Origin of the sequence: Curtobacterium sp. PhB172, from assembly GCF_003752545.1 — a bacterium.
In the GTDB taxonomy this organism is placed as follows: domain Bacteria; phylum Actinomycetota; class Actinomycetes; order Actinomycetales; family Microbacteriaceae; genus Curtobacterium.
In genome coordinates, this window is sequence record NZ_RKIF01000006.1 from 180,994 (window position 1) to 192,891 (window position 11,898).

An 11,898-nucleotide genomic window follows, 5' to 3' on the forward strand; every position below is an offset into this window, starting at 1 on the left:
GCTCCGGGCGCGGGTCGTCTCACTTGACAGCGAGCTTCGACAGGTCGAGTCGCGAGTTGCCGCCGTCGACCGGGAAGCCCGTCACGCCGGAGCGCACGGCGGTGATCTCGGTGGCCGTGTAGAGCCACTCGCCGGCGGCGTCCTCGCTCACGATCTTCGCTGCCTTCCGCAGGGCGTCGACCTTGGCGTCCTCGTCGGTGGCCGCGATCGACTGGGCGTACAGCGACTGCACCTCGGCGTTGTCGTAGCCGAAGTAGTAGTCGGGGTTCGCCCAGTTGCCGAAGTCGCGGGCCTCGACGTGGTCCACCATCGACAGGTCGAAGTCGCGCTCACCCGACTTCGGCGCCTGGAACACCGTCGACAGCCAGGTCGCGAAGTCGACGCGCTTGACGGTCAGGGTGATCCCGACGTCGGCGAGCTGCGACTTGAGCACGTCGCCGATGGTCGCCGGGTAGATGTTCGCGTACGTCAGTGTGAGCTTCAGGTTCTCCTGACCAGCGGCGGCGAGGAGCTGCTTCGCGTTGTCGGGGTCGTACGCGTCGATGTCGGTCAGGTCCTGGTACCCGGGGTCGAGCTCCGGGATCGGGCCGCCCTGCTCGACGCCCGTGCCGCCGATGGCCTTGATGAGGGCCTTCGGGTCGATCGCCTGCCGGATCGCCTGGCGCACCTTCTTGTCGGTGAACGGCGCCTTCTGGTCGTTGAACGCGAGCGTGTACTTGTCGGTCGTCTTGCCGGAGTGCAGCGCGATGTCCGAGTTGCCGTCGAGCTGGCTCTTGAGTGTTCCGTCGACCGGGTTGAGGACGTCGAGGTCGCCGTTCGCCATGGCGTTGACGGCCGTCGACGGGTCGGTGATGTACCGGAAGACGATCTTCGCGACCTTCGCCTTCGTGCCCCAGTAGTCGTCGTTGCGGTCGAAGGTGAGCGAGTCGCCCTGCTTCCAGCTCGCGACCTCGTACGGGCCGGTGCCGTTCGCGGTGTCCGACAGGTCGTTCGTCGCGGCCTTCTCGAGCACCAGGCCGGAGCGGCCGGTCAGGTTCCAGAGCAGGTCCGAGTCGGGCTTCGCCAGCTTGAGCTCGACCACACCGGTCGACGGGGACGTGATCGAGGTGACGCCGGCGAGCTTGGCGGAGTCGACGTAGGTCTCGTTCGACTTGACCTGCTCGAGCGACCAGACGACGTCGGCCGCGGTGACGTCTTTGCCGTCCTGGAACGTGATGCCGTCGCGCAACGTGAACGTGTAGGTCAGCCCGTCGTCGGAGACCTCGTGCTCGGAGGCCAGCACGTCGCGGATGTCGCCGTCGGCGGTCCGGCCGACGAGCCCCTGGTACACGTTGTCGATGAGCACCTGGTCGAGCGCTGCACCGGACTGCGTGCGGATGTCGAGGCTGGTCGGTTCGAGCACCAGGCCGACGCGGACGGTGGCGTCGGCGCCGCCGTCCTCGTTCGACGAGCCGGAGCAGCCGGTCAGCGCGAGGGCGGAGACGACGGCGACCGCGGTGGCGGCGAGGGCAGCACGTCCGAGGCGCGTGGTGCGCGCAGCCCGGGCGGTGCGGCGGGACAGGAGCGGACTCATGGGGTGTGGGTTCCTTCCGGACGCGAGGGCGATGGTCACAGCTCGCGCTCGCACGAGGTTACCGGGGGCCGGTACGGTCCCGCGACGGTTCATCGATCCGGTGCAACAATCCGTGACGTGCGGCCCATGCCCGGATCGCCGAAGCCAGTTCGAGGGGCGCTTGGTTCTGCACCGCGTGCCGTGCGGTGACCGTCACGATCTCGGCCTCCGGCAGGCGCTCGGCGAACGCGGCGTGCAGCTTCGGCGAGACGTACCCGCGGTCGCCGCGGACGAGCAGGATCGGCACGCGCAGGGCCTCGAGGTCGGGCCAGGCGTCGGCGAAGCGCCCCACCGAGGACGTGCGGCCGGCGGGCAGGTGCGGGAAGTGGTGGCGCCGCACGAGCGCTCCGTCGTCACCGAGCCGCGTGGTGTGGCGCGCCTCGCGCAGCAGCACGTGCCGGTCGTCGCCGACGCGTGCCTCGATCGCCCGGTCGACGACCTGGTCCAGGGTGGCGAACGGCTCCTCGGCCTCGAGCGCGCGGGCGATCCGGTCGACCGCCCGCTGCGCGAAGTCCGGCGACATGTCGACGAGGACGAGCCCGGTCACCCGCTCTGGTGCCGTGGCCGCGAGTCGTGCCGACAGGATCGCGCCGAGGGAGTGCCCGACGACGATCCCCGGCGGGACCTCGAGCGCGTCGAGCGCCGCGAGCACGGTCGGCGCCGTCACGGACGCCCCGTAGTCCGCGTCGTCCCGCCACGACGACCGGCCGTGGCCGGGCAGGTCGAGGGCGACCGCCGGCTCGCCGACGGCGAGCGCAGTCTGGTCGAAACTGTGGGCGTCGATGCCGAGCCCGTGCAGGTAGGTGATCCGGGCCTCCCGGTCGCCCCACCGGATGGCGGACGTCTCCTGCCCGTCATCGGTGCGGACCACCTGCCTGGAGGCGCGGAGCGGCGCCGTCACGCCGCTCGCGCGGGCGAGGGCGGCCAGGTCTGCGAATTCGTCGTCGGGGGCATCGGACACGAAGCGATCTTCGCACCGTCTGCGGGGTCTGGAGACCTTAGGTAAGGCATGCCATACTCGGATCCGTGGCAACCCGGTACCGCGTCTTCTCTGTCCGTGTGGCAGCGGTCACGTCGCTCACCCCGCACTTCGTCCGGGTGACGTTGACGGGCGATGCGCTGGCGGACTTCTCCTCGGTCGGGCTCGACCAACGGATCAAGGTCGTGCTCCCGCTCGACGGCGTGGGCTTCTCCGAACTGCCCGAGGACGAGGACTGGTACGCCGCCTGGCGTGCGCTGCCGGACGCGGAACGCAACCCGCTGCGCACCTACACCGTCCGCTCGTTCCGGCCAGACGCCCGTGAGCTTGACATCGACTTCGTCGCACACGGCGACGCCGGACCCGCATCGCGGTGGGTGTCGTCCTGCCGTGTCGGCGACGAACTCCGGATCGTCGGTCCCCGCGTGCCGGAGTCGCCCGAGGACCTGCCGACCGGTGCCGCCGAGTTCGCACCCGGGCACGCGAACCGCATCTTGCTCGCCGGGGACGAGACCGCCGCCCCTGCGATCTGCGCCATCCTCGAGGCGCTCGACGTCTCGACCGTCGGCCACGTCTTCATCGAGGTGCCGACCGACGCCGACCGGCTGCCCGTGTCCGCGCCCGCCGGGGTCGAGGTCCGCTGGATCGCCCGGAACGGTGCGACCCACGGCGTCCGCATGACCGACCAGGTGCACGCGTGGGCGTCGACGGTCGTCGCCGGGGCTGCGTCGGTCGCCGGTTCTCCGTCGGTCGCCGCGGGTCCCGCCTGTGGTGACGGCGTCGAGCTGGCGGACGTCGACGTCGACGAGCAGGTCCTGTGGGACGTGCCGGCCACCGAGGAGTCGCGCCCCGTCTACGCCTGGATCGCGGGCGAGGCCGGCTGCGTCAAGGAGCTCCGACGGCACCTGGTGCGTGGGGTCGGCATCGACCGCAAGCAGGTCGCGTTCATGGGGTACTGGCGGCACGGCAAGGCCGAGAACTGAGCGCCGCAGCCGGACTGCCGACCAGCGTGGTCGGGGTCCCGACGACCGCGCTCGGCGTGCGTGGGCTGACGCTCGCGTACGACGACCGCATCGTGGTGGACGGGCTCGACGTGGACGTCCCCGACGGTGAACTGACCGTCATCGTCGGTCCGAACGCGTGCGGCAAGTCGACGCTGCTGAAGTCGTTCGCGCGCACCCTCAAGCCCCGAGCCGGCACGGTGTACCTCGACGGGGCGCCGATCGACTCCTACCGTCCGAAGGCCGTGGCCCGGCGGGTCGGCATGCTGCCGCAGACGCCGATCGCCCCGGACGGCATCACCGTGCGCGACCTGGTGTCCCGCGGGCGGTTCCCGCACCAGGACCTGCTGCACCCGTCGTCCGGGTCCGACCGGCGTGCCGTGCAGGCCGCCCTCGAGCAGACGTCGACGGTGGAGCTGGCGGACCGGAGCGTCGACGAGCTCTCCGGCGGGCAGCGGCAGCGGGTGTGGATCGCGATGGTCCTGGCGCAGGAGACCGACATCGTGCTGCTCGACGAGCCGACGACGTTCCTCGACATCGCGCACCAGTACGACGTGCTCGAGCTGGCCTCCGCACTGCACGCCGCGGGGCGGACGGTCGTCGCGGTGCTGCACGACCTGAACCAGGCGGCGCGGTACGCCACCCACGTCATCGCGATGCGCCAGGGGTCGATCGTCGCTGCCGGACCCCCGGCCGCGGTGCTGACGGCCGACCTCGTCGAGGACGTCTTCGGCCTGCCGTGCGTGGTCGTCCCCGACCCCGAGACCGGCACGCCCCTCATCGTCCCCCGTCGTCCCGCCGCCTGACCCGCGCCCGCCCCTCATCGTCCCCCGTCGTCCCGCCGCCTGACCCGCCCGCCCGCCCCCGCCCCGAGGTTCCGAAATCTCGGCATCTCACCGCGCATCCGGGCCACCCGTGGAACCTCGGCGCAACGCACGCGGCATGTCGTGGAACCTCGGCGCAAGGGCGACAGGGGCATCGCAGAAGGGGGAGCGCCGCGCACGGGCACCCGTCAGCGGTAGCCGCCGTCCTCCAGCCCCGCCTCGACCTCGAAGCGGTTGCGGAGCGGGTCTCGGCCGGCGACGGCGTACAGCACGGGCATGAGCATGCCGTACCGCCGCCACTGCTCGACGTGCACCCGCTCGTGCCGCAGCACCCGAGGACCGTCGTTGTCCCGGGTCAGGTACACCGAACCGACGCAGGTGCCACCACGACGGAACACCCACCGCGGCAGCCCCGAGCAGACGACGAGCCCGTCGACCACGCGGACGCGACCGGTCGACAGCGGCACGCCGATCGCCAGGCCCACCGCCGTGGCGAACAGCCACCCCACCCGCGACACGGGGGAGTCGAGCAGCGCCCGGCGTGCCAGTCCGCGCATGCTCAGGCCGGGCGACCGTAGGTCTCGAGCAGACGGAGCCAGATCTCGTTCATCGTCGGGTAGGCCGGGACCGCGTGCCAGAGGCGGTCGACCGGTACCTCGCCGACGACGGCGATCGTCGCCGCGTGCAGCATCTCGGCGACGTCCTGGCCGACGAAGGTGACGCCCACGACGACCCCGCGGTCCTCGTCGACGACCATCTTGGCGCGGCCGGTGTAGCCGTCGGCCTGCAGCGCGGAACCCGCGACGCCGCCGAGGTCGTACTCCACGGCACGGACGTTCAACCCCTGCTCGCGCGCGGCCTTCTCGGTCAGGCCGACGCTCGCGACCTCAGGATCGGTGAAGGTGACCTGCGGGACCGCGGCGTGGTCGGCGGTCGCGACGTGCGCGCCCCACGGTTCGGTGTGCAGCGGCGTGCCCTGGTGCCGGGCGGCGATCGCCTCGCCGGCAGCGCGGGCCTGGTACTTGCCCTGGTGGGTGAGGAGGGCGCGGTGGTTGGCGTCGCCGACGGCGTAGAGCCAGTCGGTGCCGTGCACGAGCATCGTGTCGTCGACCTCGAGCCAGTCGCCGGCGGTGAGCCCGACGGACTCGAGCCCGAGGTCGGCGGTGTGCGGGGTGCGGCCGGTGGCGGCCAGCACCTCGCTCGTGATGACGGTCGTGTCGTCGTCGAGCGTGGTGGTGACCAGCCCGTGCTCGTCGCGGTCGACCCGCACGGGGTTCACCCCGGTGCGGACGTCGACGCCGAGCTCGCGGAGGGCATCGGTGACGAGTTCGCCGGCGAACGGCTCCATGCCGCCGAGCAGTCCGTGCCGGGCGACGAGGGTGACCTTCGCGCCGAGCGATGCCCAGGCGGTGGCGAGCTCGGAGCCGGCGACACCGCCGCCGATCACGAGCAGGCTCTCCGGCACCTGCTGGGCGCTGGTGCCCTCGCGGGTGCCCCACGGCTTCGCCTCGGCGAGTCCCGGCACGTCGGGCAGCGCGTGCAGCGATCCGGTCACGACGGCGACGGCGGCACGGGCGGTGTGCGTCTCGCCGCCGACCTCGATGGTCTTCTCGCCGGTGATGCGGGCGTGGCCGCGGATCAGGGCGATGTCGGCGGACTCGAGCCAGGACACCTGACCGTCGTCCTTCCAGTCCGAGGTGAACGAGTTGCGGCGCGCGAGCACGTGGGCGGCGTCGAGTTCGCCGGTGACGGCCTGCTTCGCGCCGTCGAGCCGCTTCGCCGCTGCCAGGGCGTGGCCGCTGCGCAGCAGTGCCTTCGACGGCATGCACGCCCAGTAGGAGCACTCGCCGCCGACCAGTTCGGACTCCACGATCGCGACCGCCAGGCCGCGCTTGTGGGCGTAGTCCGCCACGTTCTCGCCGACTGCGCCGGCGCCGATCACGATGAGGTCGTAGTCCGTCATGAGGCCGAGCGTACGCGGACCGGCATGGGGTGCGCCCGGCGCGCCGGGTCGCTTCTCAGGCCACCCGGGAGGCGCTGGTCAACGCTCCGACGACGCGCAGGATCACGCCGAGGTCGTCCACTGCCCGCTCCGGGTCCACGGGAGCGAACCCGGTGAGCGCGGCGCCGGCCAGGCGGCGGCCGCGGGTCGCGGCCTGGATCCGCTCGACCAGTCCCGCGCCGTCGAGTCCGAACGGCACCGGCTCGAGCAGGCCGTCGACCTCGGATGGGTCGAGGACGTCGAGGTCGACGTGCACGAACACCGAGGTCGCTCCGGTGGCGTCGACGGCGGCGGCGAGGGCGTCCGGGGTCGCGGCGTCGACGTCCAGCCGGGTGATCCCGGCACGGTCGAGGGCGGCGTCCTCGGCGTCGTCGAGCCCGCGGACGCCCGCGACCACGACCGACGAGGCGGGGAGCACCGGCAGCGCGGGGAACAGCTCGTCGGCGCGGTCGACCAGGATCCGGAGTGCCGCGGTCTCGGCGGCGACGGGCTGGGCGCGGTTGAGCGCGCGGTACCCGCTGGACCCGGCGATGCGGACGAACGCGGTGTCCGGTCCGAGGCCGACGGTCGCGCCGAGGACGCTCGCGCCGTCCCCGCCGACGACGAGGACCGGTTCGCTCGAGACGCCGGTCTCCTCGGCCACGCGGTCGGCGACGGCGAGCACGGAGGTGTAGCGGGCGACGGCCGTCTCGAGCCGGTCACCCGCGCCGGCGGGGACGTCGACCACGGTGGTGGACGCACGGGGGAGGTCGGCCGCGATCGCGGTCGCTCCGTCCCCGAGGCGCATCGCGCGCGACGACGCCGAACCCTGCCACTGACCGACCACGAGGAACTGCATCGTCTCAGTCTGTCAGCTGGGGTCCGGCGTCGTCCGGGAAGGTCAGAGGCTCGACGAGCCGCCGGACTTCAGCGCGGCGAGTCGCGCCTCGACCTCGGCGTCCTTGCCGACGTCCTCGAGGCTCTCGAACTGGGCGTCGAGGCTCGACGACTGCAGCTCCTGCTGCCCGAGGACCTTGGCCTCTTCGCGACGGACCTTCTCCTCGAAGCGACCGAGGTCGCTCGTCGGGTCGAGCACGTCGATGTTGCCGAGGGCGTCGTTGACCTTGGACTGTGCCTCAGCCGTCTTCGAGCGGGCGACGAGGTTGTCGCGCTTCGCACGGAGCTCCTCGAGCTTCTGCTCCATGCCGGCGAGCCCGGTCTTGAGCTTCTCGACCGCTTCGTTCTGCGAGGCGAGGTTCGGCTCGGCGTCCTTGACCTCCTGCTCGGCCGCGATCTGCTTGCCGATCGCGATCTTGGCGAGGTTGTCGAACTTGTCCGCCTCGGCCGTCTTGCCCTCGGCGCGGTACTTGTCCGCGGCGGTGGAGGCGTTGGCGGCCTTCTGGCCCCACTCGGACGAGGCGCGCTTGTCCTCTTCGTGGTCCTGCTCGAGCAGCCGCACGTTGCCGATCGTCTGCGCGATCGCCGTCTTCGCGTCGGCGATGTTGTTCGTGTAGTCACGCACGAGCTGGTCCAGCATCTTCTGCGGGTCCTCGGCGTTGTCGATGAGCTGGTTGATGTTCGCCCGCACGAGGGTGGAGATGCGGCCGAAGATCGTCTGCTTTGCCATTGCTGTTCCCTTTCCTGGAAGGTCTGACGTGGTGTGTCTGGTCTGTCGGGTGTGTGGTCTGGTCGTCGGGTGGGTCGGGGTCAGAAGCGGCCGCCGCCAGAGAATCCGCCGCCGCCGCCTCCTCCGCCACCACCGAAACCGCCCCCGCCGCCGAAGCCGCCTCCGCTACCCCCGAAGGAGCCGCCGCCGAAGCTGCCGCCGCGACCGCCGAGCAGGCCGCCGAGCACGATGCCGGTGACGAGGCCGCCGAGCTGGGCGCCGTTGCCGCCGCCACCGCCGAAGCCGCCACCGCCGCCGCCCCAGCCGCCCATGTCGTCGTTCGCCGAGTCCATCGCCGCGGCGGCGTACTGCTCGGCCGCCCGTGCAGCCTGCAGCGCCTGTCCGGGGTCGGTGGTGGCGAGCTGCACGGCATCGTCGAGGGCGCGTTCGGCCTCGGACAGGCGGGTGCGGGCGGTCGGTCCGATGCCGCCACGGTGCAGCGAGATGTACTCGCGCGCCTGGCTGATCCGGTTCCGGGCGTCGCGCAGGGCGTCGTCGAGGGCGCGGGACGCCCGGCGCTGCTGCTCTTCGGCACCCCGGGCGGCCGCGATGGCCTGGTCGATCTCGGTGTTCGCCTTCGTGAGGGCGTCGACCGCGGTGATCGGGTCCTTCGGGTCGAACCCCTGCCGCAGCACGGTCTGCGCCCTGGTCACGGCCGCGGCGAGGTCGGGCCCGCCCACGGTGAGGGTCCGGGCCGCGGCGACGTCGCCCTCGATGTCGATGCGCATCGCCTCGGCGCGTGCGGTGGCCTCGGTGAAGGTGCCCTCGGCCGCGACCGCGCTGTTCGTGAGTTGCTGCACCTGGGCCAGGGCGTGCTGGGCGTCGCGCACGGCGACCACCGCTTCACCCTTGTCGCCGGCCGCGATCGCCGCGGTGGCCGCGTTCGAGCGCTCGGTGGCGTAGGCGAGCACCTGGTGTGCCTGGTCGACGTTGTCGGCGACGGTCGCGAGGGTGCGGCCGGTGTAGTCCGCTCGGACGCGGTCGAGCGCGGCTGCCGCTGCGCCGACCGACGCCGGTGCTTCCGCGACGGCCTGGGCCAGTGCGGCGGCTGCTTCCTCGACGCCGTCCTCGAGCGACCGGAGCTTGTCGAACGACTCGGTCTGTTCCTCGATCGAGGCGTGCGCCTGCTGGCAGATCGCGATGATCTGGTTCGCCCAGTCGGCACGCTGCTGGGGGGAGTCCGGGATCTCGTCGTCGAGCTGCTGCCGGAACGTGAAGGCCTTGCGCACGGCCTGCTGCGCAGCGGCGACGGCGTCGGCGAAGGGCTTCGCGGCGTCGGGACCGAACTGGGCAGTGGCGAACCCGACCTCTTGCTCGGCGGTGCGGAGCTCGTCGTCGATCGTCACGAGCGCGCCGCCGGCGGTGCGTTCGAGGTCGGCGAGGGACTCCTGCTGCGCGTGGGCGGCCGCGGCGGTCTTCCGCTTGTTGCGGGTGCGGATGACGAGCACGACGACGATCAAGCCGACGACGATGACGAGCAACAGGATCCAGAGCCAGGTCAGGTTCGGCGGCGCCTGGGTGTCCGTCAGCCCGTTCGCGAACGCGACGGCCGCGCCGGACCAGTCGCCCTGCTTCAGCGCGGGGAGCAACGAGTCGTTCACGGCGTTCTGCACGTCGGACTCGGAGATGGCGGTCTCGTTCGTCTGCTGCACGTCGTAGTTGCGGTCGTCGACCGCGACCGACAGCAGGATGCCGTCGGTGTCGATCTGGTTCTGCTTCATGACCGCAGAGCCCCACGCGGTGTGGTCCGTCGGATCGGTGAACGTCGGCACGAACACGACGTACAGCTGCGTCTGGGTCTCGGCGTACAGGTCCTGCACCGCCTGTTCGACCTGCGCCTGCTGTGAGGAGCTGAGGGCGTCGGCTTCGTCGAGGACGTACGCCCCGCCCAGGTCGACCGGTGCCGTGGCCTGCGCGGTCGCCGCCGGAGCCAGGACGATCAGCATCGCCACGACTGCTGTCGTGACACGACCCCAGAGCCGCGCTGTCCCCCGTTCCGTCCTCGACCCGCCTGTGCCCGATCCACGCTGGACCGTTCGCATCCGTCCTCCGTCCGTCACCGGTCGGCGCCGTCGACGCCGTCCCGAACGGCGCCCTGAGAGCGCCGTCGCCCGGAGTCTATCCACGGCGCGCAAGCGACGGACAGACTCCCGGTGAACCCTGTGGACAAGCCGATCCATGGGTGTCTTGTCCCCCGGACCGGGGTATGCTGGCGCCACTGTTCGACGACGAACGGAAGGGAACAGCAATGGAGCGAACCACGAGTACCGAGGTCGTCCCGCTCGAGGACGGCTACCACCGCGTCTCGACGCCGGCGACCGGCGTGATCGGCTTCGTGCGCGAGCACGACGGCCGCTACGAAGTGCTGCGCGGACGCGTCCGCCAGGCGACCCGATCCGAGGGTCTCTACAGCACGATGAACGTCGCACTGATCGCACTCACGCACGCGTAGCGACCACGGCCCTGGGCCGGCCATCCGCGCACCGTAGGCTGCATGCGTGGGTGAGTCGGGCCTCCAGGCCGTCGTGGTGACGCTGTGCGCGCCGGGTCCGGACCGCGCGGCCGACCGGGAGGCCCTGGTCGCCGCCGTCGCGGCGGCTGCGGCAGTCGAGACGGCCGCCGTGCGCGCGGGGCGCGTCTGCCCACACTGTGCCGGGACCGACCACGGTCGTCCCTGGGCCACGGTGCACGGCACCGCGTTCGGCGTCAGTCTGTCGCGCACGTCCGGCGTGGTCGCGCTCGCGGTCGCGCCGGGCCCGGTCGGCGTCGACCTCGAGCGGGTGTCCCGCGTCGGCGCAGCGCCCCTCGACGTCTTCACGCCCGGCGAACGCGAGCGCTCGGCCGGTGATGCCGGCTTGCTCGCGGCCTGCTGGGCGGCGAAGGAGGCCGTACTGAAGCGCGACGGTCGGGGGTTGCGCGTCGATCCACTGTCGGTCGACGTGGACGTCGCTGCCGGCACCGCGCGGTTCGAGGGGCGAGACCACCCGGTGTCGGTCCACCGTCCGGCACCCGATCTGCTGCTCGTCGTCGCGGCCGGCGGGCTGCCCGTCGTGGTCGAGGGGTCGCTCAGCGGGGGAGTGTGAGCACCTCGGCGCCGTCCTCGGTGATCGCGATGGTGTGCTCGGTGTGGGCCGTCCGGGCTCCCGTGGCGCTGCGGAGCGTCCAGCCGTCGGCATCGGTGACGAGCACGTCGGTGTCCGCCATCACCCACGGCTCGAGTGCGAGCAGGAGGCCGGGTCGGAGCGTGTAGCCGCGGCCCGCGCGGCCCGTGTTCGACACGTGCGGGTCCTGGTGCATGGTCGAGCCGATGCCGTGGCCGCCGAACTCGACGTTGACCGGGTAGCCCGCACCCTCGAGCACGGTCCCGATGGCGTGCGACAGATCGCCGATGCGGGCCCCGGGGCCGGCGGCGGCGATCCCGGCGGCCAGGGCGCGCTCGGTCGCGTCGATGAGCGCGAGGTCCTCGTCGCGCGGGGTGCCGACGACGAAGCTCACGGCGGCGTCCGCGGCGATGCCGTCCAACGACACCGCGAGGTCGAGGGTGAGCAGGTCGCCGTCCGCCAGCGCCCGGTCGTGCGGCAGCCCGTGCAGCACGGCGTCGTTCACGGCGGTGCAGATGTGGTGGCCGAACGGACCGCGGCCGAACGACGGTGCGTAGTCGACGTAGCAGGAGTCCGCGCCGGCGTCCTCGATCATCTGCTTCGCCCACCGGTCGATCTCGAGCAGGTTGGTGCCCACGCGGGTGCGTTCGCGCAGGGTCTGCAGGATGGTGCCGACGAGGGCTCCGGTGGCACGGGCCTTGTCGACCTCGGCGGGCGTCAGGATCTCGATCACG

At 72.2% G+C, this 11,898-nt stretch carries 12 protein-coding genes; 4 read left to right on the forward strand and 8 right to left on the reverse strand.

What is annotated here, in order from left to right:
• Window positions 1-19: 19 nt before the first annotated feature.
• Together EDF42_RS05240 and EDF42_RS05245 are read right to left on the reverse strand one after the other, a co-directional pair.
• Window positions 20-1,573: an ABC transporter substrate-binding protein gene (locus tag EDF42_RS05240; protein WP_123671670.1), complete on the reverse strand. Its 1,554-nt coding sequence runs from the start codon at window positions 1,571-1,573 to the stop codon at window positions 20-22.
• A gap of 58 nt (window positions 1,574-1,631) precedes the next feature.
• The gene (locus tag EDF42_RS05245; RefSeq protein ID WP_185040788.1) at window positions 1,632-2,573 is read right to left on the reverse strand and encodes an alpha/beta fold hydrolase; all 942 of its coding nucleotides are present in this window, start codon (window positions 2,571-2,573) and stop codon (window positions 1,632-1,634) included.
• Between the two features lie 65 nt (window positions 2,574-2,638).
• On the opposite strand from EDF42_RS05245, the gene EDF42_RS05250 reads away from it, so the two are divergent.
• Both EDF42_RS05250 and EDF42_RS05255 read left to right on the forward strand, forming a co-directional pair.
• Window positions 2,639-3,574, forward strand: coding sequence for a siderophore-interacting protein (locus EDF42_RS05250; protein WP_260235113.1), 936 nt, complete (start codon window positions 2,639-2,641; stop codon window positions 3,572-3,574).
• 26 nt (window positions 3,575-3,600) lie between these two features.
• Complete coding sequence (locus tag EDF42_RS05255; RefSeq protein ID WP_243650039.1) at window positions 3,601-4,398, forward strand: ABC transporter ATP-binding protein; 798 nt, start codon at window positions 3,601-3,603, stop codon at window positions 4,396-4,398.
• A gap of 206 nt (window positions 4,399-4,604) precedes the next feature.
• On the opposite strand, the gene EDF42_RS05260 is transcribed toward EDF42_RS05255, so the two are convergent.
• From EDF42_RS05260 to EDF42_RS19345, 5 genes are all read right to left on the reverse strand, one after another.
• A complete protein-coding gene (locus tag EDF42_RS05260; protein WP_123294261.1) occupies window positions 4,605-4,973 on the reverse strand; it encodes a Fe-S oxidoreductase in 369 nt (122 codons plus the stop codon).
• A gap of 2 nt (window positions 4,974-4,975) precedes the next feature.
• Window positions 4,976-6,379, reverse strand: a complete 1,404-nt coding sequence (locus EDF42_RS05265) for an NAD(P)/FAD-dependent oxidoreductase (RefSeq protein WP_123671673.1) — start codon at window positions 6,377-6,379, stop codon at window positions 4,976-4,978.
• Window positions 6,380-6,434: 55 nt separating this feature from the next.
• On the reverse strand, window positions 6,435-7,256 hold the full coding sequence (locus EDF42_RS05270) for an arginase family protein (protein ID WP_123671674.1): 822 nt from the start codon (window positions 7,254-7,256) through the stop codon (window positions 6,435-6,437).
• Between the two features lie 42 nt (window positions 7,257-7,298).
• Complete coding sequence (locus EDF42_RS05275; protein WP_123294264.1) at window positions 7,299-8,024, reverse strand: PspA/IM30 family protein; 726 nt, start codon at window positions 8,022-8,024, stop codon at window positions 7,299-7,301.
• Window positions 8,025-8,104: 80 nt separating this feature from the next.
• Window positions 8,105-10,009 carry a YgcG family protein gene (locus EDF42_RS19345; RefSeq protein WP_311316778.1) on the reverse strand — a complete coding sequence of 635 codons (1,905 nt, stop codon included), beginning with the start codon at window positions 10,007-10,009 and terminating at the stop codon, window positions 8,105-8,107.
• Window positions 10,010-10,311: 302 nt separating this feature from the next.
• On the opposite strand from EDF42_RS19345, the gene EDF42_RS05285 reads away from it, so the two are divergent.
• Both EDF42_RS05285 and EDF42_RS05290 read left to right on the forward strand, forming a co-directional pair.
• Window positions 10,312-10,515 carry a hypothetical protein gene (locus EDF42_RS05285; RefSeq protein ID WP_071255966.1) on the forward strand — a complete coding sequence of 68 codons (204 nt, stop codon included), beginning with the start codon at window positions 10,312-10,314 and terminating at the stop codon, window positions 10,513-10,515.
• A 46-nt stretch (window positions 10,516-10,561) separates the two neighbouring features.
• Window positions 10,562-11,146, forward strand: coding sequence for a 4'-phosphopantetheinyl transferase superfamily protein (locus tag EDF42_RS05290; RefSeq protein WP_123671676.1), 585 nt, complete (start codon window positions 10,562-10,564; stop codon window positions 11,144-11,146).
• On the opposite strand, the gene map is transcribed toward EDF42_RS05290, so the two are convergent.
• Window positions 11,130-11,897 (reverse strand): type I methionyl aminopeptidase, encoded by a 768-nt coding sequence (map, locus tag EDF42_RS05295; protein ID WP_123671862.1) that lies wholly within the window; start codon window positions 11,895-11,897, stop codon window positions 11,130-11,132. The two genes, EDF42_RS05290 and map, sit on opposite strands and share 17 nt — an antisense overlap.
• Between the last annotated feature and the right edge of the window lies 1 nt (window position 11,898).